The organism is Catenuloplanes nepalensis (genome assembly GCF_030811575.1).
Classification (GTDB): domain Bacteria; phylum Actinomycetota; class Actinomycetes; order Mycobacteriales; family Micromonosporaceae; genus Catenuloplanes; species Catenuloplanes nepalensis.
In genome coordinates, this window is sequence record NZ_JAUSRA010000001.1 from 2,711,721 (window position 1) to 2,737,608 (window position 25,888).

Genomic DNA, 25,888 nt, shown 5'->3' on the forward strand with positions numbered 1-25,888 from the left:
TCCCGGGAGCGACGTCCCGGGACCGGGACCCGGTGCCCGGTGGAGGCGCGGTCAGCGCAGGCCGGCGAAGAGGTCGTCCTCGGGCAGGGGCGCGCCGGTGGAGTCCTGGACGCGAAGGAAGGACTCGGTGCGCATCATCTCGCCGAAGGTGTCGCGGCCCAGGCCGATGAAGAAGGCGCCGTCGCTCTGGCTGGCGTGGGCGGAGAGCGCGTCGAACTTCTGGTCCGCGTGGGCGCCGGTGTCGACGCGGGTGGTGATCTCCTCGTCCGGCCAGCCCATCGGGGGTGCGTCGGCCGGGACCTCGTCCGGGTCGAAGAGGCCGGCCGCTTCGAGCCGGACGGCCAGGTCGTTCATCACCGAGCGTGGGGTGACGGACCAGTAGACCTTCGGCGGACCGTCGACCAGCGCGACCGCGGCCATCGTCACCCGGTGTGCCTGGATGTGGTCCGGGTGGCCGTAACCGCCGTTGTCGTCGTAGGTGACCACGACGTCCGGCTGGTAGCGCCGGATCAGCTCGGCCAGCCGGGCCGCGGCCTCGTCGACCGGGGTGGCCCAGAAGGCTTTCGGGGCCGCGTTCGACGGCCAGCCCATCATGCCGGAGTCGTGGTAGCCGAGCGTCTCCAGGTGCGTCACCTTCAGGATCTCGCAGCTGGCCTTCAGCTCGCCGCGCCGGACCGCGACCACCGCCTCCGGGTCGTGCTTGTCGTCGCCCGGCTTGCTGCCGTCCACCCCGTCGCCACAGCGCCCGTCGGTGCAGGTCACCACGACCGTGGTCATGCCCTCCGCCGCATAGCGGGCGAGCACGCCGCCGGTGCTGGTCACCTCGTCGTCCGGGTGCGCGTGGACGGTCATCAGGGTCAAAGGCCGGTTGTTCATGATCCCCAGCCTATGCGTGGCGGGTCGATGGTCTGCGTGGCAGATGGGTGGGCGTGCCGCCTATATCGACGGACCTGCGCCGCCCTGGCTGCCCCCGGGGGTCGTTCGACCGGCTCCGCTGACGCGTCAGCGGAGCCGGTGTGATGTCAGTCCGGTGGGCCCTCGAGAAGGCCGCTCGTCTTGACGGTCTGGAGCTGCGCCGTACGGTCTCGAAAACGTTTTCGGGCTTCGTGGCCGTGACCGTGTCCCCTTCGAACGACACTTCATGATCCGGCCGTCCCCGAAGTCGCTCCAACGACTTCGGCGACGGCCCGATCATGAAGTGCTCACGTGGCCGGGACGGACGTCCGCTCGCGGTACGATGCGGGCGGCCGACAGGAGGGACCGCCGATGAGCGGCACGGTGACCACAATCGACACCGGCGAGCACCGGGTGTCCCGGCGCGCGATCGTGAACGCGCCCGTGACCGAGCTGTTCGCGCTGGTCGCGGACCCGCACCGGCACGCGGAACTGGACGGCTCCGGCACCGTGCGGGCTGCGGCGGTCGAGGGCCCGCACCGGCTTGCGCTCGGCGACCGCTTCACCGTCCCGATGCGGCAGCTGGGCGCCCCCTACAAGATCACGTCGGTGGTGACCGGGCTCGAGGAGAACCGGCTCGTCGAGTGGCAGCACCCGCTCGGCCACCGCTGGCGCTGGGAGTTCGCCGACGCCGGCGACGGCCGCACCGAGGTGACCGAGACGTTCGACTACGGCACCTCGAAATCCGTGGCGATGGCCCGGCTGCTCGGCTTCCCGGGCCAGAACGCCAAGGGGATCACCGCGACCCTCGAAGCCCTGGTCCGGCGGTACGCGTCCTAGCGGACATGATCGAGGCGTCCCGATGCTGCTCCAGCGACATGGGGTACGCCCTGATCACGGACGAGCGCACTACCGGCGAAGCCGGGGGAGCGGCTCCCGGACGGCCTTCGCCATCGCGTTCGTGACCGTGTCGCGCTTCGACCTGTCCTTGACCAGCGCGTCGTAGCCGTAGATCTCGAACTCCATCACCAGGTTGCCGTTGTGCAGCACCAGTCCGGGGCGGGTACCGTGCGGGGCCTCGGCCGCGAAGCTGAACGACTCCTGGCCGACGCCGAGCGCGCCCGCGACGCGCGCGAACAGGGGCATATCGACGCAGAGCCACCGGGTGCTCGCGTAAGCGACCTTGAAGCGTCAGTCCGTGGGTTGCTAGCCTTTCGACCGCTCGGGGTGGCGGTAAGTGATCGAGAGGGTGGCGAGTGGCGTCCAAGCGTCGTAAGGATCCGCTGTGGGCGCGGATAGTTCTGATCTTCGGCGCGGTGCTGCTGGTGGCGAGCGGTGGCACGCTGGTCGCGGCGCAGACGCTGATCGCGTCGGCGACCAACTCGATCACGACGGACTCGCTGCTCGACCAGGCCGGTGCGGGCGGTGACGAGGGCAACGACATCAGCGGCGCGGTGAACATGCTGCTGGCCGGCATCGACGCCCGCGAGAAGGACTCGGCGACCACCTCGGTTCTGGCCGACACGATCATCATCCTGCACATTCCGGCGTCGCACGACCAGGCGTACCTGATCTCGATCCCGCGGGACTGGAGCGTGCAGATCCCGCCGTACGACAAGACGGGCTTCCCGGGCGGCGTCCAGAAGATCAACTCGGCGTTCTCGGTCGGCTACGACGGTGACGGCGAGGAGCAGGAGAAGCGGGCCCGCGGCATGGAGTCGCTGGCGAACACGCTCAACAAGATCACCGGGATCAAGTTCAACGGCGCCGCGCTGATCGACTTCGGCGGGTTCGAGAAGATCATCCACGCGATGGGCGGCGTCGACATGTGCGTCGACGAGCAGGCCACCTCGATCCACCTCGGCATCAACGACGAGGGCCACCTCTACCAGGGCTGGTACGACGAGGCCGCGGACCAGGTCCGGGGCCTGCCCGCCGGGTACGAGCCGTACGTGCACAAGCTCGGCTGCCGGAAGATGACCTCCACGCTGGCGCTGGACTACGCGCGCATCCGCAAGAGCCTCAGCGACGGTGACTACGGCCGGCAGCGGCACCAGCAGCAGCTGATGAAGGCGATCGCGAAGCAGGCCACCTCGTCCGGCGTGCTGACCGACCTCGGCAAGCTCGACGGCCTGGTCAAGGCCGCGGGGCAGGCGTTCATCCTGGACACGCAGGGCACGCCGGTCGTCGACTACATCTTCACGCTGAAGAGCGTCGCCGCGAACGACCTGATGCTGATCAAGACGAACAACGGCGAGTTCCGGTCGGTCACGGACGCGAACGGCTCGTCCGCGGAGACGCTGGACTCGAAGTCGATGGACATGCTGGCCGCCGCGAAGAACGGCACGCTCGGCACGTTCCTGATCGAGAACCCGACCTTCATCGCCAAGTCGAGCTGAGGACGCTCACGCCCGGCCGCGGTCGACCAGGCTGAACGTGCCCGCGATCGGCGCGTCCCCGACCTCCTCGACGTAGAGCGCCTGGCGCTCACCGGAGTACTGCACGGCGCCGTACGCGTCGTTGGTCAGGTGATGGGTCGGGCGGCCCTTGTCGTCCGACCCGCCGGTCTCGGTGAGCGCGAACCGGCTCCGCTGCTCCTCCGCGCACTCGGCCGTGGCGAGCGTGCGCGGGTTCGCCCGGTCGTCCACCACGACGCACCAGCGGCCGCCCTCCTCGCGCGGCCGGAGCGCCTCGATCATGTACTGCCCGTCGACGACCGGCAGCAGCCGGAACAGCGCGCCGTCGTCCGTGCCGTCGCCCGTGGTCACCGGCCCCTCGTAGGTGGCGCTCAGATCACGGTCCGCCTCGGCCAGGTGGATCAGGATCTTGCGGTCGCCCGCCTTGATCGCGTCGAGCCCTGCACCCTGCCCGGCCTCGGCCGACTCGCTGGGCGACGCGGTACCCCCGGACGGCGCGGGCTCGGCCCCGCCGGCCGGCGGGACCGGCACCGTCGGCTCGGACGCGGTGCCGCACCCGGCCGTGAGCAGCATCAACGCGGCGCCGGTGGCAAGAATCCGGGTCGGGCGCACGGTGGGTCCTCCTGTCCGGGCGGTCGTGAAACCAGAACATACCCAGATCGGCGACCGGTACGCCGAGCACCGCATACCGGAAATACAGGGAAGATTCAGCTGATTCCTCCCAGGTCGGCCGACGCCGCTCCGCGACGATCAAGACTATGAGGCTTGTTCAGCGCCGTCCTCCGCGCGGCCTGTGGCAACGCGGTGCCGGTTCGCTGCGCTGAACAAGCCTCGGTGTATCGGGCGCGGGGCGCCCGATATTCGGTTTATTGGTGGCGTTGAGCATTGTTGGTGGCGTTGAGGGAGCCTTCGGCGGGCCTCGGGCTGCGTGGGTTCCGGCGGGGTGGGCGTTCGTCGGCCCGGCTGACTTCTCGGGGGTGGTATGGCCTGGTTCGTGTGCCTGGCGGTCTGCGCTGTACGCGCGGTCGGAAGATCACCACCGACCTCACGGGCGAGAAGTCGATCACGCGTCGCGCCGCCTGTTGAAGGGTGTGGCATCGAGGCCTCGGCGATCGCAAGGCACCGGGCGCCTCGCGCCCGAGATGTCGGCATTCGGCATCCGCTTACTGAGCCTTCGGCGTCAGGGTAAACGGCGCTCCGCAGCGACGAAGCCTTGAGGCTTATTCCGCGCAGCGAACCGGCACCGCGTTGCCGCAGGCCGCGCGGTCTGACGAGGGCGGCGCTGAATAAGCCTCCTTATATCGTGAAATTTCGGGTGCTGCGCGCCCGAAATGGCTGGCGCCGCTCGGACCTCGATTCTGAATGCTCAGTAGAGAGCTCTCCTGGCCTCGATGCTGAAAGGCGAGAGCGTCCCGGGTGGGAGCGTCCCTCCCCGGCGCTGGAAGGTCAACAGTGCTTCCCACTGCGAGATTGATCGCGCGAAAACGACTAGTGATACATGGCGCACCGTATGAGGCACTTGTGGTCAATTGGTCGTTGCAATGCCCTCTGAGCAGGGGTTTTGATGGCGAAGCCGGGTGTTCCTTATGTGGTTCGGGTGCGGTTTTGGGAGGGGATTCGGGCTGGTTTGTCTACCGAGGAGGCGTCGACGGCTGCGGGAGTCTCGCGGTGGACGGGTATGCGCTGGTTCCAGGATGCTGGCGGGGTGATCAACAACGGGGCTGGGGCCGGGTCAGGCCGGTATCTGTCGTTCGAGGAACGCGAGGAGATCATGCTGCGGCGTGATCGGGGTGAGTCGCGGCGGTCGATCGCGGTGGCGCTGGGGCGGGAGCCGTCGACGATCGGGCGGGAACTGGCCCGGAATTCGACCGTGCGGGTGGGTTATCGGGCCGGCCGTGCGGACGAGAAGGCGCGTGATCGCCGCCGCCGGCCGAAGCCCGTGAAGCTCGCGGACTGCCCGCGGTTGCGGCGGGTGGTGCAGGGGAAGCTGAAGCTGAAGTGGTCACCGCGGCAGATCGCGTTGTGGCTGCCCCGGCGTTTCCCGGACGATGAATCGATGAGGGTGTCTCACGAGACGATCTACCAGTCGCTGTTCGTCCAGTCCCGGGGTGGGCTGCGCAAGGAGCTGACCGCGTGCCTGCGGACCGGCAGGGCTCTGCGCAAGCCCAGGGTCAGGTCACGACAGCAGGAGAAACGCGGCCGGATCCCCGCAATGATCAACATCCGTGAGCGGCCCGCTGAGGCCGCCGACCGGGCCGTGCCCGGCCACTGGGAAGGCGACCTGATCATCGGTGAGGACGGCGGCTCCGCGATCGGGACTCTGGTCGAACGCTCCACCCGCTACTGCATGCTCGTCCACCTGCCCGACGGCCGGGACGCCGAGGCCGTCCGCGACGCCCTCATCGCCACCATCACGACACTGCCCGCTCACCTGACCAAGTCACTGACCTGGGATCAAGGCGTCGAGATGACCCGCCACGCCGACTTCACCATCGCCACCGGCATCGATGTCTACTTCTGCGACCCGCACTCGCCCTGGCAGCGCGGCAGCAACGAGAACACCAACGGCCTGCTCCGCCAATACTTCCCCAAGGGCACCGACCTGTCCGTCCACACCAGACAGCACCTCGACGACGTCGCCGCCGAACTCAATGGCCGCCCCCGCGAAACCCTCAACATGCGCACACCCGCCGAAGCCCTCAATCAGCTACTATCGGCACCTCTAGCTGCATAAACGTTGCATTGCGACGACCGATTGAATCCACCGCACTCATACGGTGCGCCATGTATCACTAGTCAGATGCGAGGGCGACCGCCGGGTGTATTTACGGCGATATTTCGGGCGTCGCGCCCGCAGCGCGCTCGCATGTCCACACTCTGGCGGCAATTTCCCGTCATGCGGCGTGACCGGCTGACCGATCCGGCCGGGCTGCGCGCGTTCGCCGGGACGCGCCGATCCGGCGGGGCTGTGCGCGTTCGCCGGGACGCGCCGATCCGGCGGGGCTGTGCGCGTTCGCCGGGACGCACTGATCCGGCGGGGCTGCGCGCGTTCGCCGGGACGCACTGATCCGGCCGGGCTGTGCGCGTTCGCCGGGATGCACGGCATCACCGCGCCGCCGGTCACCGTGGCCGCCGTCGAGGCCGTCCGGCGGTTGCGGGAGGTCTGCGCGGCGCGCACCGGCGCCGCCGTACCCGCGAAGGCTCTTGATCTCGGGCCGTTGCGGCTGGTCATCGATGCCGCGGGGACCGCCCGTGTGGTGCCCGAGGCGGCCGGTACGATCACCGCGGCCGTGGCGTCGGCGATCGCAGCCGGCGTGGCGGACGGCACCTGGCCGCGGCTCAAGGCGTGCGCGGCGGACACCTGCCGGTGGGTGTACTACGACCACAGCCCGGCCGGGCGCGGGCGGTGGCGCACGATGAGCATCTGCGGCAGTCGCGCGAAGATGCGTGCCTACCGGGCGGCTTCCCGGCGCGCGCCGGAGCGCGGGCGACCCTAGACTTCGGCCGTGAAACGCGTTGCGGTGGTCTACAACGCGCGCTCCGGCGCGCTCCTGGCCCGGGCTGAGGCCTCGCCCGAGGATCAGCTGACCGAGCTGTTCGCCAAGCGGGGGGTCGACGCCCAGCTGCGGCCGTTCGAGCCCGGTACGCTGCGGATGGACGTCGAGGGGCTGCTCGCGGAGGAGCCGGAGGCGCTGTTCGTGGCCGGTGGCGACGGCACGGTGCGGGCGCTCGCGGAGCAGCTGGCCGGCGGGGACGTGCCGCTCGGCATCCTGCCGCTGGGCACGATGAACCTGCTCGCCCGCGACCTCGGCGTGCCCGACGACCTGGAGGCGGCCGCGGACGCGCTGCTGGCCGCGCCGGTCGACCGGATCGACGTGGCCACGGTCAACGACTCGCCCTACCTGCACAGCTCGATGCTGGCCATGCTGCCGCACCTCGGGCGCATCCGGGAGCGGGTGCGCGGGCAGCGGCTCGGCATCTTCCGGCTGGCCGACCGCGCGGTCCGGCTGATCCGCCGCTACCCGCGGATGGAGCTCAGCATCGTCGTCGACGGCGAGGAGCACCTCGCGCGGACCCGCGCGGTCGTGGTCTCCTGCAACCTGCTCGCGGCCGGGCCGGCGCCGATCCCGGGACGCAAGCGCCTGGACGCCGGGCGGCTCGCGGTCTACGTGACGAAGGAGCGCGGCAGCTGGGACCTGATCGAGGTGGTCACCAAGCTGTTCAACGGCGGCTGGCAGCAGGACGAGCGGATCCGGGTCTACGAGGGTAAGACTGTAGAGGTGAGATCAACCCGGCTCGCGCTGATGAGCGTGATGAGCGACGGCGAGAACGCCCAGCTGGCGACCCCCCTGCGGTACGAGATCCGGCCCCGCGCGCTCGCGGTCCTGGCGCCCGGGGCAGCGTCGTGAAGCCGGCCGGCGTGCGGATCGCCCAGATCGCCGACCTGCACTTCGGCCGGGACGTGCCCGCGGTCGCGGAGACGCTGATCCAGGAGCTGCGCGAGGTTCAGCCGACGCTGATCGCGGTCTGCGGCGACCTGACCCAGACCGCGGCCGAGGCCGAGTTCCAGGCGGCAAGCGCGTTCCTGGACAAGCTTCCCGCACCGGCCGTGGTCGTGCCCGGCAACCACGACCTGCCCGGCTGGCGGTTCTGGACCCGGTTCACCCGGCCGTGGCGGCGCTGGCGCAAGCACATCGCCAGCGACCCGCACGGCGCGGTGACGTGGGAGACGGACGGGCTCATCGCGGTCGGCGTCAACTCGGCCCGCCGGCTGACGTTCCACCACGACTGGTCCCGCGGCCGGATCAACATGCGGCAGCTGACCGCGATCGGCGCCGCGTTCGACGAGGCTCCCCGCGACGACCTGCGCGTCGTCATCGCGCACCACCCGTTCCTGCTCACCGACCAGGTGCGCGGCCGCGGCCTGGTCGGCCGGTCCCGGCTCGCGCTGCGGCACCTGCGGCACCGCGCCGACCTGCTGCTCGGCGGGCACATCCACCTGGCGTACAGCGGGATCGTCGACGGCCTGGTCGTCGCGCAGTGCGGCACCGCGGTCAGCAACCGGCTCAAGGGCGAGCCGAACAGCTACAACTTGATCGACGCGACCGGCGACCGGCTCACCGTCGCGATCCGCCGCTGGGCCGACGACCACTTCGAGACCCACGAGAGCTTCGAGTACGTTCGCGACGGCCACGAGTGGTCGGTCAGTACCTCGCAGTGATCCTCCACCCACGGTGGAGCCGTGGGCATCGGGGCGTGGCCTGGACGTCTGGCGGTGGTCGCCGATCGGCTCCCGGCCCCTCGGCGCCCGCCTCCGGATCTCGCCTCCGCGGAGCCCGAAGGCGTCCGGGCCCACGGGATCAGCGCCGGGCCCACGGGATCAGCGCCGGGCTGCGCCGAGGTCGTTGAGCGGGGCCGGTGAGGCGTCCGGCAGCTCGTCCTCCAGTCGCATCAGCCGGCCGGACCGGAGCGCGGCCAGGTTCGTCGCGACGGCCAGCACGCCGAGCACCACCAGCAGGGCCGCCGCTCCCCGTCCCGGACCGGTGCCGACGATCGCGGCCGCGCCGCCGCCGGCCACGGCCGGCCCGAACACCCGGTCGGTGAGCGGCCCGGCCAGCAGATAGCCGATCGGCGTGGTGGCCTGGGCGACCATGCGCCGGATGGCGAAGACACGGCCCTGGAGGTACGCGGGCACCTTGGACTGCCAGATCGCCTGGCTGCTGCCGTTGACGATCGGGATCCAGAAGTAGAAGCAGAACAGCCCGGTGACGACGAGCGCGGGCCAGGGACGCAGACCGGTAATGATCATGGCGAGGCCCTGTGCGACGCCGCAGCCGATGATGCCGTGCATCCGGCGAGCCGGGCCGCCCCAGGCACTCATCACGACTCCGCCGGCGAGGAAGCCGAGCGCGCCGAGCGTGACCGTGACACCGAGCTCCCGCGCGCTGCCGGACGTTCCGATCAGCGGCACGACCAGGATCGGCACGAACGAGCAGAACAGGTTCATCAGTGAGAACACGCCGAGCAGCCGGCCCAGGCCGGGCCGGTCACGCAGGTAGCGAGCGCCGTACCGGACGTCCGCCAGCAGGCTCCGGTGTCCAGGAGAGGCGGCGGGATCGGCGCCGGGGGGCGGGACGCGGACTCCGAACAGGGTGACGGCGGCGAGCAGGAACGTGACGCCGTCGACGAGCAGCACGGCCCGGATGCCGACGCCGGCGACCAGCACGCCCGCGATCAGCGGGGACAGCACCAGCGACGCGGCCCGGGAGAGCTCGGCCAGCCCGGCGGCGCGGCCGAGGTGCCGCTTCGGCACCAGCAGCGTCGTGGCGGCGGCGTAGGCCGGCCAGTGGAACGCGGTGACGCCGCCGGTGAGCGCGGTCGCGGCGTAGATGTGCCAGATGGACAGCCGACCCGCCAGCAGCAGCCCGACGAGCGCGCACGTGCAGGCGGCGGAGCACAGATTGGCGACGATCATGACGGTGCGCCGGTCCCAGCGGTCCACCAGCGCGCCGGCGAACGGGGAGAGGAACACCAGCGGCGCGCTCGCCAGGACGGAGATCAGCGCGAACCGGGTGACCGATCCGGTGTCCTGGTAGACCCACACGCCGAGACCGAACGTGGTGACGCCGGTGCCGACCACGGAGAGGAACTGCCCGGCCCAGAGCACCACGAACGCGGCCGGGCCGGTCACCGGCAGCCCTCCGGTGGCGGGGGCAGCCAGCCGCGGCGGACGCCGTAGCGCAGCATGGTGGCGAAGTAGGCGTCGTCCAGCACCGGTTCGTCGCCGGGCGCGGTGGCGAGCAGGTTGCGCCGGTCCACGCGCGCGGTGTGCCGGTCGCCCGGGACGGCCAGCGAGTCGACGAGCCCGGCGAGCGCGTTCGGCTCGCCCCGGTCGACGGCGGCCCGCAGCGTGTCGTGCCACTGCCGGTACGGCACGCTCGTCACCGGGTAGCCGAACGCCCGGACCGCGTCGAAGAGCCGGTTCCACGGCAGCGGCCGCTCCGCCACGGTGTGGTAGGTCCGGCCGGCGTCCGGCGCGGCCAGGGACAGGGCCACCACCGTGCGTGCGACGTGGTCGGCCGTGCCGTAGATCTGGTCGTAGTCGCGCAGCGGGGCGACGCCGAGCTGCACGCATCCCTGGACCATCTTGGTCAGGTAGTCCTCGGCGTTCATGATGCCGGTGATGCTGTCCGCGAGGACCACGCCCGGACGGTACACCGACACCGGCACGCCGCGTGCCCGCGCGAGGTGGGCCACGCCCTCGGCGACCCATTTGCTCTCGCTGTACCCGGTGTCGTGTCCGGTGGGCGGCGGGAGCGGATCGTCCTCCAGGACCTCGGCGACCCCGTCCTGGAACGCACCGGCCAGCACCGCCATGGTGGACACGTGGTGGACCGGGATCAGCCGAGTGCGGGTCGCCAGCCGGAGCAACTCCTCGACGCCGCCGACGTTGGTGTCGCGCAGTGTCCGGTACGGCCGGGCGAAGTTGACCCAGGCGCCCGCGTGGTAGATCGCGTCTACGCCGGCGGCCAACTCGTCGAAGCGTTCCCGGGTGAGGCCGAGCAGCGGCCGGGCCAGATCACCGGGCACGCCGACGATGCGCTCCAGCCCGGTCACCGGCAGCCCGGAGCCGGTCAGATGCGCCCGGATCCGCGCGGTGCCGCTCTCCGGATCGGCCGCACGGACCAGGCAGAGAACGGTCGCGGGGGTACGCCGTAGCAGCTCGGCGGCGAGGAACAGCCCGAGGAACCCGGTCGCGCCGGTGAGCAGCACTGTCCGCGGCGGGCCGGCCGGTCGCGGTGGCAGGTGCGCCGCGGAGATCGACTCGTCGAGCCGGACCTCCGCCGTCAGGTCGACCGCGCCGATGTCACCGTGCCCGCCGCCGGTCAGGTCGTCGAGCACCGCGGCCAGCCCGGCGACGGTGGGCGCGGCGAACATGTCGCGGGGGTGCAGCGTCGGCAGCCCGGCCTGGCGCAGGCGCCGCAGCAGCTGGGTGACCATGAGGGAGTTGCCGCCGAGCGCGAAGAAGTCGTCGTCCGCGCCGATCCGGGTGACGCCGAGCAGCTCCGCCCACAGGCCGGCGACCATCTGCTCGCGTGGCGTGCCGGGCGCGGCGAACCGGTCGGCGGGGTCGTCCGGCGGTGCCGCGGGCGGGTCCGTGACCGGCGCGCCGGGCCCGATCCAGTGGCGGCTGCGCTGGAACGGATAGCCGGGGAGCGGGGTGCGGCGGGGCGCGGCGGCGCCGTGCAGTGCCCGCCAGTCCAGCACCACGCCGGCCTGCCACAGCGTGCCGGCCGCGGTGAGCATGCAGGCGTGGTCGGAACGGGTGTCCCGCGGGTGCCGCATGGCCGGCACCGCGATCGGCGGCGGTGCGATCCGCTGCGCGCGGGCGAGCGTGGTGAGCGTGTGGCCCGGCCCGACCTCCAGCAGCACCCGTCCGGGTGCGGCGCTGGCCTCCCGGATCGCGTCCGCGAACCGCACCGGCCGGCGCAGGTGGGCGGACCAGTAGCCGGGATCTGTCGCCTCGCCGGGGCGGATCCAGGTGCCGGTGACGCCGGAGACGAACGGGATGCGCGGCGGGCGCGGGCTCAGCCGGGCGACTCGATCGCGGAACTCGTCGAGGTACGGGTCCATCAGCCAGGAGTGGCTGGCCAGCTGGATCGAGACCCGCCGGTGGTCGATGCCGAGGGCGTCGAGCCGGTCGGCGAGCGCCTCGACGTCGTCGCCCGGCCCGGACACCAGTGTCAGGGCGGGCGCGTTGACGGCCGCGAGCGAGAGCCGTGTCCCGAGCAGCGGCGTGACGTCGTCCTCGCCGAGCGCCACCGCGAGCATGCGACCGTGCGGGGCGCGGGCGAAGATCTCGCCGCGGGCGACGGTCAGCTCCAACGCGTCCGGCAGCGAGAACACGCCGGAGAGACAGGCGGCCACGTACTCGCCGAGGCTGTGCCCGGCCATCGCCAGCGGCGCGACGCCCCAGGACATCCAGAGCCGGGCCAGCGCGTACTCGATGACGAAGATGCCGGCGAGCACGAAGCGCACGTCGTCGCGGTCCAGGCCGTCCCCGCCGAACCGGGACGGGAACAGGAACCGGCGCAGGTCGATGCCGAGCCGGCCGGCCAGCAGGTCCGCGGCGGTGTCCACCTCGGACCGGAACACCGGCTCGTGGTCGTAGAGCTCCGCGCCCATGTCCGGGTGCTGGGTGCCGCCGCCCGGGAACATGAAGACCACCTGGGCCGGGTCGGCCAGAGCGGGTGCGTCGGAGGCGGCCCGGCCGCGCAGCGCGGTGACCGCGTCGGCGGTGTCCCGGCACACGACGAAGCGGCGCTCGGCGAAGTGGTGCCGGCCGTCTTGCAGCGTGTAGGCGATGTCCGCCAGCCGTGCGTGCGGGTGGTCCTCGAGGTGGCCCGCCAGCCGGTCCGCGGCCGAGGCCAGCGCGGTGCGGTCCCGGGCGGACAGCGGCAGCAGCTGCCACGGCCGGTCCGGGCCGGGGGGTGGCGGCGCCGGTGCCTCCTGAAGGACCGCGTGCGCGTTGGTGCCACCGATGCCGAGCGAGGTGACGCCCGCCCGGCGCGGGTGCGGGCCGGGCGGCCAGGCGGTCACCTCGGAGGGCACGTAGAACGGGCTCCCGTCCAGCTTGAGCTCGGGGTTCGGCTCAGTGAAGTTCGCGTTCGGCGGGATCTCGCGGTGCTCCAGCGCGAGCGTGGCGCGGATCAGCCCGGCGACGCCGGCGGCCGCGTCCAGGTGGCCGATGTTCGCCTTGATCGAGCCGAGCGCGCAGAACCGCCGGCGGGTGGCACCGGCGAACGCGGCGCTCAGCGCGGCGACCTCGATCGGGTCGCCGACCTGGGTGCCGGTGCCGTGCGCCTCGACGTAGCCGATGCTGTCGGGCGAGACGCCGGCGACTGCCTGCGCCGCCATGATCACTTCGGCCTGGGCGTCGACGCTGGGTGCGGTGAAGCCGACCTTGGACGATCCGTCGTTGTTGACCGCGGTGCCGACGATCAGCGCGCGGATGTGGTCGCGGTCCGCGACGGCGTCGGAGAGCCGGCGCAGCAGGACTGCGCCCGCGCCGTACCCCGGGACGGTGCCGCGGGCCCGCGCGTCGAACGGCCGGCAGTGGCCCTCCGGGCTGAACATACCGCCGTCCACGGTCTGGTAGCCGGCGTGCAGCGGCACGTTGAGGCAGACGCCACCGGCGAGTGCCGCGTCCGACTCGTAGGCCCACAGGGACTGGCAGGCCAGGTGCACCGCGACCAGCCCGGTCGAGCAGGCGGTCTGCACGGTCATCGCGGGGCCGCGCAGGTTCAGCAGGTACGCGACCCGGGTGGCGAGGAAGTCCTTGTCGTTGTAGACCCGGGCGAGCAGCGCGTACGGCGACGCGAGGAACCCCGGGTCCTGCGAGAGGTTCTGCGGCAGGTACTTGTTCAGGAACGCTCCGGCGAAGACGCCGGCCGCGCCGGGGAAACGTCTCGGGTCGTGGCCGGCGTCCTCGAACGCGGCCCAGGCGCACTCCAGGAAGACGCGGTGCTGCGGGTCGGTGATCTCGGCCTCGCGCGGGCTGTAGCCGAAGAACGCGGCGTCGAACAGCTCCGCGCCGTCGATCACCGCGGCGGCCGGTACGTAGTCCGGGTCGGCCGCGAGTGCGGCCGGTACGCCGGCGGCGACCAGATCCGGCACGCCGAACCGGGTGACGGATTCGACGCCGGCCCGCAGATCGGCCCAGAGCGCCGCCAGGGAACCGCCCGCACCGGGGAACCGGCCGGCCATGCCGATCACGGCGATCGGCTCCACCCCGGGGACGTCGCCGGCGTTCACGCGCCACCCGCCCGGCGCCGTGCCTCACCGGCGCGCGTCAGCCCGGCGCGCCGGCGTCCGGCCTGCTCCAGTGCCGCGGCCCGGGCGTCGGCGGCGCCCCGGCCGGCGGCACCGTCGGCGAGCGCGGCGGCCAGTGCGGCGACGGTCGGATAGCGGAACAGGTCGACCAGGGACGGTGTCCGGTCCAGCCGGTCCAGCAGCCGGGCGCGCACGCCCAGCAGCAGCAGCGAGTTGCCGCCCAGGTCGAAGAAGTTGTCGTTCAGGCCGACCCGGTCGACGCGCAGCACCTCCGCCCAGGTGCCGGCGATGAGCTGTTGCACGGTGGTCTCCGGTGGCGCGAAGGCCGCGCGGGCGTCCGCGCCGGACCGGCCGGGCTCGGGCAGCGCCCGTCGGTCCACCTTGCCGTTCGGGGTCAGCGGGAACGCGCCGGGGAACACGAACGCGGCCGGCACCATGTAGTCCGGCAGGGTGCGGGCGCACCAGATGCGCAGCTCGTCCTCGGACGTGCCGGGTGGTGCCAGGCAGTACCCGATGATCCGCGCGGCCGGGCCGGTCCCGTGCACGGTCGCGACCGCGGCCCGGACCGCGGGGTGCCGCACCAGGACCGCCTCGATCTCGCCCGGTTCGATGCGGTGACCGCGCAGCTTGACCTGGTCGTCGAGCCGGCCGAGGAACTCCAGCTCACCGTCGGCGCGGAGCCGGGCCAGGTCGCCGGTGCGGTAGAGCCGGCCGCCGGAGCCGAACGGGTCGGGCACGAACCGCTCCGCGGTCAGGCCCGGTCGCCCGAGGTAGCCGCGGGCGATCCCGGGGCCGCCGAGCAGCAGTTCGCCCGGCACGCCGATCGGTACCGGCCGCATGCGCCGATCCGTCACGTGCGCGCGCACGCCGGCCATCGGGCGGCCGATGGTGACGGTGCCGCCGGGCGTGACCCGCAGGCTGGTCGCCCAGATGGTCGCCTCGGTCGGCCCGTACATGTTGTGCACCTCGCCGCCGGACATGCCCGCCAGGTGCTCGGCGAGGTCCGGTGGCAGCGGTTCGCCGCCGACCAGCATCGCGGTCAGCCCGCCCAGTGCCTTGGGCGCGTCCGGTTCGGCGATCAGCGCACCGGCCAGTGACGGTGTGCACTGCAGGTGGGTGGCGCCGGACCGGAGGATGCCGGAGGTCACCGGCTCACCGCTCGCCGCGATCCGCTCCCGCGTCAGGTCCCGGACCCGGGCCAGCAGCGGCAGCGCGGCCAGTGCCGCGTCGGCGGGCACGCCGAAGTCGACCAGGCAGGCGATCTCGTCCACACCGAGGCCGGCCAGGCGGACGGCCAGGTCGGCGCAGTGTTCCGGGGTGCCGAGCAGACCGGCGGAGGCGTAGAACCGGTCGAACGCGAGCGCGACCAGGCCGTCGAGTTCCTCCGGGGCGGTGGTGAGCGGGTCCACCCGCCGGTCGGTGATGCCGGCTAGCCCGGCCATCAGGTCGATCGAGGTACGCAGGTACGCGCTGAGCGGCTCGCGTACCGTCTCGCGGATCTCGTCAGGGTCGGTGCCGACGAACGTGTGCAGCATCAGCGTCACGTGGCCGTCGCCGGGGTGCCCGTGTTCCCGCCACGCCGTCCGGTAGATCCCGATCTTCTCGGCCAGTTGCCCGGCGGTGTGCCCGAGCAGGTGGGTGAGCAGCCCGGCGCCGATCTCACCGGCGGTCCGGAAGGTGTCCGGGTGGCGTGCGCTGGTGATCCAGATCGGCAGCTCCGGCTGGACCGGCCGGGGATAGGAGGCCAGGTCGGTCTCCGCGCCGGTGCCGCCGCGGCGCCGGACCGTCTCGCCGCGCCACAGCCGGCGGACCTCGGCGATGCCGTCCAACATGACGCGTTTGCGGTCGGCGTACCGATCAGGAGCGAGGGCGAAGTCGTTGGCGTGCCAGCCGGAGGCGAACGACACGCCGGCGCGCCCGCCGGAGATGTTGTCGACGACCGCCCACTCCTCGGCGACGCGGACCGGGTCCTGCAGCGGCAGGACCACACTGCCGGCCCGGATCGCGACGCTACGGGTCACGGCCGCGACCGCGGCGCCGGTCACCGACGGGTTGGGGAACAGCCCGCCGAACGGGTGGAAGTGCCGTTCCGGGGTCCAGACCGCGGTGAATCCGTGGTCGTCGGCGAACCGGGCGCCGTCGAGCAGCAGCCGGTACCGTTCGCCCGGCCCGTCGTCGGTGTCGTTGCCGAAGTAGAAGAGGCTGAAGCCCGGAGCCCGGACCGCCGGCACCGGTGCGGTGGCCGGGTCGGCGTGCAGGACCACGGTGTGCCCGCGGCTGAGCGTCCACAGCAGTTCCAGCACGGAGATGTCGAACGAGAAGCTGGTCACCGCGTACCAGGTGGCGGGCAGGTCACCGGCGGGCAGCAGCCGGTCCGCGCCCGCGCCGAACGCGGCCAGGTTGCGGTGGGTGACCATCACGCCCTTCGGCCGGCCGGTGGAGCCGGAGGTGTAGATGACGTACGCCAGGTGGTCCGGGCTCACCGCCGGCTCGTCCGCGGATGCCGGCGGTGGTGCCGGCGTCTCGCCCGGGTCGTCGACGGTCAGCACCGGCGCACCGAGTCCGGCGGTGGCCGCGACCAGTGCCCGGGAGGTGAGGATCAGCGGCGCGCCGGAGTCGGCGATCATGAAGGCGAGCCGGCCGGCCGGGTAGTCCGGGTCGAGCGGCAGGTAGGCGCCGCCGGCCCGGCCGATGCCGAGCAGTGCGATCAGCAGGTCCGGTGTGCGGTCGAGGTAGACGCCGACCGGCGTGTCCGGGCCGGTCCCGGCCGCGCGGAGCCGGTCCGCGAGCCGCCGGACGGCCGCGTCCAGCTGCCGGAACGTGATCGTCCGTCCGCGGTGAACGATCGCGGCGCGGTCCGGTCCGGTCCGGGCGTGGCCGGCCACCAGCTCGTGCAGCGGCGGTCGCGGGCCGTCCGGGCCGTCCGGGCCGGCTGACGCGGCCGCCACCGCCCGGGCCTCGTCCTCGCCGAGGATCGTCGCCTCGGCGACCGGCCGGTCCGGTGCGTCCGCGGCCGCGCGGACCGCGGTGACGAACCGGCCGGCCAGCCGGGCCGCGGTGTCCGGCAGGTACAGGTCGGTGCTGTACTCCAGGCGTACCCGCACCGCACCGGCGGTTCGGGTCACGCTGACGGTCAGGTCGAACTTGGCGGTGCCGGTGTCGCCCGGTTCCTCGGTGACCTCGCATCCGGGCAGGATGAGCGGGTCCGGGCGGTCCTCGCGGTAACTGAACAGCACACCGAACAGCGGGTGGTGCGCCAGGTCCCGGTCGGGGTGCAACTCTTCGACGAGACGTTCGAACGGCAGGTCCTGGTGGGCGAGGCCGTCACGGACCTCGTCGCGGACCCGGCGCAGCAGCTGCCGGAAACTCGCCCGGTCCGGTACCGGCAGGCGCAGCACCAGCGTGTTCGCGAAGAACCCGGCCAGCGACGCCAGTTCGTCGCGTCCCCGGTTGGCGACCGGTGTGCCGATCACCGCCTCTCCCTCGCCGGTGTGCCGCTCCAGCAGCATGGCGAAGACGGCCAGCAGCGCGGTGTAGAGCGTGGCGCCCTCCTCCCGGGCGAGCGTCTCCAGCGCCGCCACCGGTTCCGGCGGCAGCACGAGGGAGACGTGCGCGCCGCGGAACGTCTGCACCGCGGGCCGGGGCAGGTCGGCCGGGACGGCGGACGGTGCGGGGCGTGCGCCGAGCCGGTCCCGCCAGAAGCCGAGCAGGTCGTCGAAGGCCGGGCCGCGCAGGTGCGCCACCTGCCATTCGGCGAAGTCCGCGTACTGCAGCGCGGCTTCCGCGGGTGTGTGCCCGGCGTACTCCTCGCCGATCTGCGCCGTCAGCACCTCGACCGTGGCGGCGTCGCAGGCGATGTGGTGCACGGTCAGCAGCAGCCGGTAGTCGTCGTCGGCGATCCGCAGCAGCGCCGGGCGCAGCACCACGCCGGAGGACAGGTCGAACGGCAGGCGGGCCTCGGCGGCGGCGATCCGGCCGGCCTCACCGCGCGGGTCCGGGTGCGTGCGGAGGTCGGTGACCGGCAGCGGTTGCGGCGTGTGCGGCAGCACCACCTGGCGGGGTTCGCCGTCGACCGTGCGGTACGCGGTGCGCAGCACCTCGTGCCGGCGCACCAGGCCGTCGATCGCGCGCTCCAGCGCCGGCACGTCGAGCGGGCCGCGGATGCGGTAACCGAGCGGGATCGTGTAGACCGCGCTGTCCGGCTGGAGCTGATCCAGGAACCACAGCCGCCGTTGCGGGTAGGACAGCGGATAACCGGCGCGCTCGGAGCGCTCCCGCAGCAGCCGCGCCAGCCGGGCACGCTCGTCGTCACGTTCGGGCACGCTCACCGGGACACCTCGCCGTCGTCGAGCCGCGCCAGCAGGGCGGCCACCTCGTCATCGGTCAGCTCGTCCAGCCGGGCCAGCAGCTGTGGCGCGCTCCGGGCCAGCGCCGGACGGATCCGGACGGCCGGTGTGGCCTCGCCGACCACGGTGGCCAGCGCGCGTACGGTCGGCTCGGCCAGGAACCGGCGCAGCGGCACGTCCACCCCGAACTCCGCGCCCGCCCGGGCGACCAGGCGCGCGGCCAGCAGCGAGTGGCCACCGGCGGCGAAGAAGTTCTCCTCCGCGCCGATCGGCCGGCCGAGCAGCGGCTCCGCCAGCGCCGCGATCCGCCGTTCGGCCGGCGTGCCCGGGGCATGCTCGACCGGGCCGGTGACCGGCGCCGGCAGCGCGTCCCGGTCGATCTTGCCGTGGGTGGTGCGCGGCAGCCGGGACAGGAACACCAGGTCGGCCGGGATCATGTAGGCCGGCAGCCGATCCCGCAGCCAGACGCGGAGCGCTGCGGCGTGCGTCTCACCGGCCTCCAGGTAGGCGACGAGCCGGCGTGGCCGGCCGGGGTCGTCCCGGGCGACGACCAGCGCGTCCCGCACGTGGTCGTGCTCACGCAGAACGGCGGACACCTCGGCGGTCTCGATCCGGAACCCGAGGATCTTGACCTGCTCGTCGGTCCGGCCGAGGAAGTCCAGCTCGCCGTCCGGCCGCCACCGGGCCAGATCCCCGGTGCGGTACATCCGCGCGCCGGGCGTGGTGCTGAACGGATCCGGCAGGAACCGGTCCGCGGTCAGCCCCGGCCGGTGCAGGTAGCCGCGGGCGAGTCCGGCACCGGTCACGTACAGCTCGCCCGGCACGCCCACCGGTGCCGGTGTGCCGTCCTCGTCCAGCACGTACGCGATCGCGCCCCGGATCGGCACGCCGATGGACGGCCGGCCCGCCGGCCGCGCCCGGACCGTACCCGCGGTGCTGTTGACCGTGTTCTCCGCCGGCCCGTAGAGGTTCACCAGCCGGAACGGTGCGTCCGGTGCGGGACGGGCGGTCAGCGCCTCACCGCCGCAGCTGAGCACGCGCAGCCGGGCCGAGGCGGGCCACGGCTCCGCGAGGACCAGGCCGGCCAGCACCGTCGGCAGGTAGGCGACGGTGACCGCGGCGCGGGCGAACCAGCGGGTCAGCGCGGCGGGTGTGGCCCGCACCTCGTCACTCGGGCACGCGATCGCGGCGCCGGTGGCCAGCGCCGGCCACAGTTCACCGATCGCGCCGTCGAAGCCGGGACTCGCCACCAGGGTACCGGTGTCGTCCGCGGTCAGTCCGAGCTCGTCCCGGTACCAGTCGATCAGGTTGGCGAGGCTGCCGTGGGTGATGGCGACGCCCTTCGGCCGGCCGGTCGAGCCGGAGGTGTAGACGACGTATGCCAGGTGGTGCGCGCTCACCCGTACCGCCGGGCCGGTGCCGGCCCGCCCGGACAGGTCGAGCGGGAGCACGGTGGCGGTCGTGGCCGGCAGCCGGTCCAGGACCTCGGGCGTGGCGAGCAGCACCGGCGCGCGGGAGTCCCTGATCAGGTACGCCAGCCGCGCGGCCGGGTAGCCCGCGTCGACCGGAAGGAACGCGGCCCCGGCCTTGAGCGCGGCCAGCTGCCCCAGGATCGACTCCGCACCCCGCCCGGCGCACACCACGACCGGCACGTCCGGCCCGGCCCCGGCCCGCACCAGCCGGTGGGCGAGCGCGTTCGCGGCCGCGTCCAGCTCGCCGTAGGTGGTGCCGCACACGGGCGTGCCGGCCGATGCGCGGGCCGCGTCCGCGACCTGCTCGTGCGCCGGGCGGAAGACGGCCCGGGAGCCGACCGAGACCGCCGGGGCCGCCGGGATCGCCGGGGCCGCCGGGACCGCCGGGCCGAGCGGCAGCCGCGCCACCGGCGTGTGCGGCGCGCGCACCGCCTCGGCCAGCAGCGTCAGGTAGTGCCCGGCCATCCGGCGCATGGTGTCGGCCTCGAACAGATCGGTCGCGTACTCCCAGAGCAGCGTGATCCGGTCGTCGCCGGGCCGCGGCGGCCGCCCGGCCCGCTGCTCGGCGCGCGGGACCACCACCACGGACAGGTCCATCTTGGCCGAGCCGTTGTGCCGTTCGACGACCTCGCCGCGCAGCCCGCCGAACTCCAGGTCCGGCACGGGGGAGTCGTGCGCGCTGAACAGCACGGAGAACAGTGGGTCGCGGGAGGGGTCCCGGACCGGGGCGAGCGCCCGCACCAGCCGGTCCAGCGGCACGGCCTGCCACGCGTAGGCGTCCAGCGCGGTCTCGTGCACCCGCTGGACCAGCGCGCCGAAGCCGGGCCGGTCGCCCAGGTCGGTCACCAGCGGCAGCGTGTTGACCAGCATGCCGATCAGCCGTTCCGACTCGGCCAGTCGCCGGTCCGCGACCGCGGTGCCGACCACGACGGTCCGTTGCCGGCTGTAGCGGTGCAGCAGCGCGGCGAACCCGGCCAGCATGGTGGTGAACAGCGTGACGCCGTGCGCCCGCGCGAAGCCGCGCAGCGCGCGGGCCAGCTCGTCCGGCAGGTCGATGCGCAGCAGATCACCGCGCATCGAGGGTACGGCCGGGCGAGGGCGGTCGGCGGGCAGGTCCACCGTGGTCGTCACCCCGGCGAGCCGCGCGGTCCAGTAGTCCAGGTGCCGGTCGAGGACCGGGCCGCGCATCCACTCCCGCTGCCAGACGGCGAAGTCGGCGAACTGCGCGGTGTGCGCGGGCGGGGGCACCGGCTCGCCGGCCAGCAGCGCCGGGTAGACCGTCTCCAGGTCGCTCAGGAACACCGACTGTGACCATCCGTCATGGACGAAGTGATGTTCGACCTGCACCAGCGTGTGGTCGGCGGTGTCGTGCCGGATCAGTGTCCATCGAGCCAGCGGCGGCCGGGCCAGGTCGAACGGCTCCCGGACCGCGTCCGCGATCACCTGCGCCGCGCGCGCCTCCCGCTCCGGGCCCGGCAGGCCGGACAGGTCCGTGAACGGCAGCCGGGCCGGTGCGGACCGCTGCGGCCGTTGCACCGGCAGCCCGTCGACCGTGACGAACGCGGTGCGCAGCACCTCGTGCCGGTCCACCAGCGCGGCCAGCGTCGCGGCCAGCACGGCCTGGTCGAGCGGCCCGCGCAGCCGTACGGTGAACTGCGCGTTGTATGCGAGGTTGCCCGGCGCCGCCGTCTCGATGTACCAGACGCGCTCCTGTGGGAACGACAGCGGAAGCGGCCGGTCACGCGGCACCGGCCGCAGCGGCGGCAACGCCGGCTCGGCGGCCCCGGAGTCGAGGTAGGCGGCGATCTCCGTGGCGGACGGCCCGGCGAAGACCACGGACGCGGGCAGCTCCAGCCCGGTCGCGTCCCGGACCCGGGCGATCAGCCGCGCGGCCAGCAGCGAATGACCGCCGAGCGCGAAGAAACCGTCCGTGACGCCCACGTCCGCGCCTCCCAGCAGCCGTGCCATGATCGCGACGATCGTGTGCTCGGTCGCGGTCCGCGGCGGCACCCGCTCGCCGAGGCCGCTGTCCGCCCGTGCCGCCGCGGGCAGCGCCGCCCGGTCGACCTTGCCGGCGGCGGTCAGCGGCATGCGGTCCAGCGGCACGATCGCGGAGGGCAGCATGTGCGCGGGCAGCCGCGCGGCGAGGAGGTCGCGCAGCGCGGCCGAGGTCACGTCCGCCGCGGTCACGTAGGCGGTCAGGTGGTCGTCGCGCAGCACGACCAGTGCGTCCCGTACCCGTGGATGTTCGCGAAGCACCGCGGCGATCTCGTCCGGCTCGATCCGGAAGCCCCGCCACTTGATCTGCTGATCGGCCCGGCCGAGGAACTCGATCTCGCCGGACGGCAGCCGCCGCCCGAGGTCGCCGGTGAGATAGAGCCGCGCTCCGGGCGGCCCGCCGAACGGGTCGGGCACGAACCGGTGCGCGGTCAGCGCGGCCCGGCCCAGGTATCCGCGGCTGACCCGCGCGCCACCGACGGCGATCTCGCCGGGCTGCCCGTCCGCCACCGGCCGCAGGTCCGGGCCGACCAGGTGCACGGACGCGCCGCCGAACGCCCGGCCGATCGTCGGCGCGCCGCCGTCCGGCGCCACGTCCGACATGGTCACGCAGACCGTGGTCTCGGTGGGACCGTAGCCGTTGACCAGCCGGCGGCCGGCGGCCCAGCGGGCGGCGAGCGGGCGGGACAGCACCTCGCCGCCGCAGACGAGCTCACGCAGGTCCGGCAGCGCGACCGGTGGAAGCTCGGCGAGCACGGACGGCGGCATCACCGCGTGCGTGATCCGCCGGTCCCGCAGCGTCGCGGCCAGTGCGGGTCCGGGCATCAGCTCCGCCCGGCCGGCCAGCACCAGCGTCGCGCCGCCGCGCAGCGCCAGGCCGATCTCCCACACCGAGGCGTCGAAGCTCGGCGACGCGAACTGCAGGATCCGGTCGCCGGGACCGGTGCGGAACGCGTCCACCAGCACGGTGCCGAGGTTCCCGAGGCAGCCCTCGGTGACCATCACGCCCTTCGGCCGTCCGGTCGATCCGGACGTGTAGAGCACGTAGGCGAGCCGTCGCGGATCGGGCGGCGCTGGCGGCGCCTCCGGCTCACCGGTCGTGTCCGCGGGCACCAGCACGCTCACGTCCGCCAGTGCGGGCAACGAGGCCGTCCCCGCATCCGCGACGACCAGGCGGGCCGCGCTGTCGCGCAGCACGAACGACAGACGATCATCGGGGTACGCCGGGTCCAGCGGCACCCAGGCCGCTCCCGCCTCGAGGATGCCGAGCAGGCCGGTGACCAGGTCCGGGGTGCGGCCGGTGGCGAGGCCCACGATCGTCTCGGCGCCGGCACCGGCGGCACGCAGCCGGACGGCGAGGCCGGCGGCGCGCGCGGCCAGCTGCCGGTAGGTGAGCACGGAGTCGCCGGCGTCGACGGCGAGCGCGTCCGGGTGGGTTCCGGCCCAGCGCCGGACCGCCTCCGGCAGCGTCTCCACGGTCATGCCGCTCCCTCCCGGTCCTCGGGCGGCGTGAACCGCCACTCGGCGTCGTGTGCACCGGCGCGGAACGTCAGCGCCGAGGTGCCGCCGAAGCGGTGCGTGCCGTCGGCGTCCGCGGGCCGGCGCAACGACACCCGGACCGTGGTGACGCCCTCCGGGCCGGTACCGCCGTCGGTGAGGTGCACGACCGAGTCCGGGCCGCGCAGGACCGGGCCCTCCGCGGTGAAACCGAGCGTGGTCAGCGCGTCCCGCAGCCGCGCCGACCGGTCCGGGTGCAGCCGCACCCGGACCTCCGTCACGTCGCCCAGCAGGTGATGCGCGGGCGGAGGAGAGCCGAGCCGGGCGTCGAGGTAGTCACGCCGGCGCAGCGTGCCGCCGGGCCCTTCGGCCGCGCCGATGGCGCGGAAGTAGTCGCCGGTCACCTCGGTGATCATGAGCAGGAACGGGTTGCCCGGCCCGAGGTCCGGGCGGATCAGGTGGTACCACGGCCGCATGCCGGCCTCGCCCGGCACCGCGCGCCGGACCAGCTCGTACGAGAACGGGACGCCGGCCCCGGTGAGCAGCGCCGCGGCCCGGGCCGCGGATCCGGGCACCTCGAACGAGAGCACCAGGCCCGCGGTCACGCCGGGCAGCGGCGGCGCGGCGACGTCGAACAGTTCGACGAGCGTGCTGGTGCCGAGCACGGCGGTGGCCGTGTACGTCCCGGCGAGCGAACTCTCCGACTCCTTGACGGCCACCCGCGCGAACTCGTCCCGCAGGAACGCTGCGTCCCGCGCGGCCCGGTACGCCGTGCCGTCGAGCATCACCACCACGTGGTCCATCAACGCCGCCACCGCGGTCTCCGTGCGCGTCAGCATGCGACCGGGAGCGTCTGCAGGACCCGTAACGAGACCATCGGGTTCCACGCGGCCGGGCCGGCCGGGCGCAGGCCGGGCAGGCGGGTGCGCAGCGCGCCGATCGCGATCTCCGCCTCCACCGCGGCGAGCGGCCCGCCGAGGCAGTAGTGGATGCCGACGCCGAAGGAGTGGTTCGCTCGGCCGGTGCGGGTGATGTCGAACCGGTCCGGGTCCGGGAAGACCGCGGGGTCACGATTCGCCGCGGCGAAGACCACCAGGACCGAGTCGCCGGCGCCGATGGTTCGCCCGCCCACGGTGACGGCCTCGCGGGCGATCCGGTTCGTGGTCTGCACCGGTGGCTCGTACCGCAGCGCCTCGTCGATCGCGGACGGCAGCAGCCCGGGCCGGTCGGCGAGCCGGTCCCACTGCTCCCGGTCGGACAGCAGCAGGTGCAGGCCGCTGCCGATCAGGCCGGTCGTGGTCTGGAAGCCCGCACCGGCCACGAACAGGAACATGATGTTCGCCAGCAACTCGTCCTCGCTGACCACCTCGCCCGTGTCCCGGCCGCCGGCGAGCACGTCGATCAGGTCCCCGGTCCCGCGGTCGCGCCGGCGGACGAGCACGCGCAGATAGTCGCGCGCCGCGTCGATCGCGTCGCCCGCGCCGCGCCAGGTCTCGTCCGTGGTGCTCACGTCGACCGCCTGCCAGTGCCGGGAGCACTCGACCAGCAGGTCCCGGCCGTCGGCTGGCAGCCCGATCATCTCCGCGATGACCGCGACCGGCAGCGGGTACGCGTAGTCCGCGATCAGATCGCCGCCGCCGCGCCGCGCGATCCCGTCGAGCAGGTCCGCGGCGATCGCGGCGATGCGCGGACGCAGGCGCGCCACCGCCGCCGGCGCGAAGTGCGGCCGGAGCAGGTCGCGCAGCCGGGTGTGGTCCGGTGGGTCGCGGTGCACCACCCACTGCCGGGCGGTGCCGAAGAACGTGCGTGCCGCCTCCGGGACCGTCGTCCGTTCCGGCCGCGCGTCAGCCGTCGCGAAATCTGTCGCCGGGCGCTCCTTGCCGAATCGAGAATCCCGCAGAATCGACACCACGTCGTCGTGCCGGAATATGTACCACGCGCCGGGAAAACCGGCCAGGCTCGACAATCCCCAATGTACGGGATCAGCCTCGCGAAACCGGCGGTATATGGGGTACGGGTCGACCCGCAATTCGGGATCGGCCGGGTCGAAGCGGTCCGCCAGTACGGCCACCGGTGCTCCTCCGCTCGCGTCGTGTCACTCGGTGCGCAGGCTGCGCGGTCGCATGTCCGTCCACACCAGATCGATGTGCGCGAGGCACTGATCCCGCGTGCCCTCAGTGCCTTCGGCTCGCCACCCGTCCGGTAGGTCGCGGTCGGACGGCCACACCGAGTACTGCTCCTCGTCATTGATCACGACACGGAGACGACCGTCCTCTTCGAACACGGCGAGACCTTCCTGCGGGAATCCCAGACCGAAGCACACGCGCGATCGGCGCCGTGCACATCGTCGACAGCATCTGAAGAATGACCGGGCGCGTTAGGTCGATCCCTCAACGTATTCTCAATGGTTACCGGGTCAGGCTGAATCGCG

Annotated in this window: 16 protein-coding genes; 6 read left to right on the forward strand and 10 right to left on the reverse strand. The window is 73.3% G+C overall.

What is annotated here, in order from left to right; genetic code table 11:
- Positions 1-51 precede the first annotated feature (51 nt).
- Positions 52-876, reverse strand: a complete 825-nt coding sequence (locus J2S43_RS11380; protein ID WP_306828862.1) for a PIG-L family deacetylase — start codon at positions 874-876, stop codon at positions 52-54.
- Between the two features lie 390 nt (positions 877-1,266).
- On the opposite strand from J2S43_RS11380, the gene J2S43_RS11385 reads away from it, so the two are divergent.
- A complete protein-coding gene (locus J2S43_RS11385) occupies positions 1,267-1,734 on the forward strand; it encodes an SRPBCC family protein (RefSeq protein WP_306828863.1) in 468 nt (155 codons plus the stop codon).
- Positions 1,735-1,803: 69 nt separating this feature from the next.
- Here J2S43_RS11385 and J2S43_RS11390 read toward each other — a convergent pair whose 3' ends face one another.
- Positions 1,804-2,040 (reverse strand): hypothetical protein, encoded by a 237-nt coding sequence (locus J2S43_RS11390; protein WP_306828864.1) that lies wholly within the window; start codon positions 2,038-2,040, stop codon positions 1,804-1,806.
- A 110-nt stretch (positions 2,041-2,150) separates the two neighbouring features.
- On the opposite strand from J2S43_RS11390, the gene J2S43_RS11395 reads away from it, so the two are divergent.
- Positions 2,151-3,293 (forward strand): LCP family protein, encoded by a 1,143-nt coding sequence (locus J2S43_RS11395; RefSeq protein ID WP_306828865.1) that lies wholly within the window; start codon positions 2,151-2,153, stop codon positions 3,291-3,293.
- A gap of 6 nt (positions 3,294-3,299) precedes the next feature.
- Here the strand turns inward: J2S43_RS11395 and J2S43_RS11400 are convergent, their stop codons facing one another.
- A complete protein-coding gene (locus J2S43_RS11400) occupies positions 3,300-3,923 on the reverse strand; it encodes a hypothetical protein (protein ID WP_306828866.1) in 624 nt (207 codons plus the stop codon).
- Between the two features lie 952 nt (positions 3,924-4,875).
- Here J2S43_RS11400 and J2S43_RS11405 point away from each other — a divergent pair.
- The 4 genes from J2S43_RS11405 to J2S43_RS11420 all read left to right on the forward strand — a co-directional run bounded on the left by J2S43_RS11405 (position 4,876) and on the right by J2S43_RS11420 (position 8,532).
- On the forward strand, positions 4,876-6,045 hold the full coding sequence (locus J2S43_RS11405) for an IS30 family transposase (protein ID WP_370881596.1): 1,170 nt from the start codon (positions 4,876-4,878) through the stop codon (positions 6,043-6,045).
- A 271-nt stretch (positions 6,046-6,316) separates the two neighbouring features.
- Complete coding sequence (locus tag J2S43_RS11410) at positions 6,317-6,808, forward strand: CGNR zinc finger domain-containing protein (protein WP_306828867.1); 492 nt, start codon at positions 6,317-6,319, stop codon at positions 6,806-6,808.
- A 9-nt stretch (positions 6,809-6,817) separates the two neighbouring features.
- Entirely contained in the window at positions 6,818-7,720 is a 903-nt protein-coding gene (locus J2S43_RS11415) for a diacylglycerol/lipid kinase family protein (RefSeq protein ID WP_306828869.1), read from the forward strand.
- Positions 7,717-8,532, forward strand: a complete 816-nt coding sequence (locus tag J2S43_RS11420) for a metallophosphoesterase family protein (protein WP_306828871.1) — start codon at positions 7,717-7,719, stop codon at positions 8,530-8,532. The genes J2S43_RS11415 and J2S43_RS11420 overlap by 4 nt, the downstream gene beginning before the upstream one ends.
- 159 nt (positions 8,533-8,691) lie before the next feature.
- On the opposite strand, the gene J2S43_RS11425 is transcribed toward J2S43_RS11420, so the two are convergent.
- From J2S43_RS11425 to J2S43_RS11455, 7 genes are read right to left on the reverse strand one after another with little or no spacing between them, the layout of a single operon-like run.
- The gene (locus J2S43_RS11425) at positions 8,692-10,002 is read right to left on the reverse strand and encodes an MFS transporter (protein WP_306828872.1); all 1,311 of its coding nucleotides are present in this window, start codon (positions 10,000-10,002) and stop codon (positions 8,692-8,694) included.
- A complete protein-coding gene (locus J2S43_RS11430) occupies positions 9,999-14,126 on the reverse strand; it encodes a type I polyketide synthase (protein WP_306828873.1) in 4,128 nt (1,375 codons plus the stop codon). Before J2S43_RS11430 ends, J2S43_RS11425 begins: the two co-directional genes overlap by 4 nt.
- A complete protein-coding gene (locus J2S43_RS11435; protein ID WP_306828874.1) occupies positions 14,123-18,472 on the reverse strand; it encodes a MupA/Atu3671 family FMN-dependent luciferase-like monooxygenase in 4,350 nt (1,449 codons plus the stop codon). The genes J2S43_RS11430 and J2S43_RS11435 overlap by 4 nt, the downstream gene beginning before the upstream one ends.
- Positions 18,469-23,442, reverse strand: a complete 4,974-nt coding sequence (locus J2S43_RS11440) for a non-ribosomal peptide synthetase (RefSeq protein ID WP_306828876.1) — start codon at positions 23,440-23,442, stop codon at positions 18,469-18,471. The genes J2S43_RS11435 and J2S43_RS11440 overlap by 4 nt, the downstream gene beginning before the upstream one ends.
- On the reverse strand, positions 23,439-24,296 hold the full coding sequence (locus J2S43_RS11445; protein ID WP_306828877.1) for a DUF5829 family protein: 858 nt from the start codon (positions 24,294-24,296) through the stop codon (positions 23,439-23,441). The genes J2S43_RS11440 and J2S43_RS11445 overlap by 4 nt, the downstream gene beginning before the upstream one ends.
- A complete protein-coding gene (locus tag J2S43_RS11450) occupies positions 24,290-25,528 on the reverse strand; it encodes a cytochrome P450 (protein ID WP_306828878.1) in 1,239 nt (412 codons plus the stop codon). The genes J2S43_RS11445 and J2S43_RS11450 overlap by 7 nt, the downstream gene beginning before the upstream one ends.
- A gap of 24 nt (positions 25,529-25,552) precedes the next feature.
- Positions 25,553-25,741 (reverse strand): MbtH family protein, encoded by a 189-nt coding sequence (locus J2S43_RS11455; protein WP_306828879.1) that lies wholly within the window; start codon positions 25,739-25,741, stop codon positions 25,553-25,555.
- Positions 25,742-25,888 lie beyond the last annotated feature (147 nt).

Excerpts from the sequence above, each read along its gene's own strand:
- J2S43_RS11405 (WP_370881596.1), top strand. The coding sequence starts at position 4,876 with ATGGCGAAGCCGGGTGTTCCTTATGTGGTTCGGGTGCGGTTTTGGGAG.
- J2S43_RS11390 (WP_306828864.1), bottom strand. The coding sequence starts at position 2,040 with ATGCCCCTGTTCGCGCGCGTCGCGGGCGCGCTCGGCGTCGGCCAGGAG.
- J2S43_RS11445 (WP_306828877.1), bottom strand. The coding sequence starts at position 24,296 with ATGCTGACGCGCACGGAGACCGCGGTGGCGGCGTTGATGGACCACGTG.
- J2S43_RS11380 (WP_306828862.1), bottom strand. The coding sequence starts at position 876 with ATGAACAACCGGCCTTTGACCCTGATGACCGTCCACGCGCACCCGGAC.
- J2S43_RS11385 (WP_306828863.1), top strand. The coding sequence starts at position 1,267 with ATGAGCGGCACGGTGACCACAATCGACACCGGCGAGCACCGGGTGTCC.
- J2S43_RS11440 (WP_306828876.1), bottom strand. The coding sequence starts at position 23,442 with ATGACCGTGGAGACGCTGCCGGAGGCGGTCCGGCGCTGGGCCGGAACC.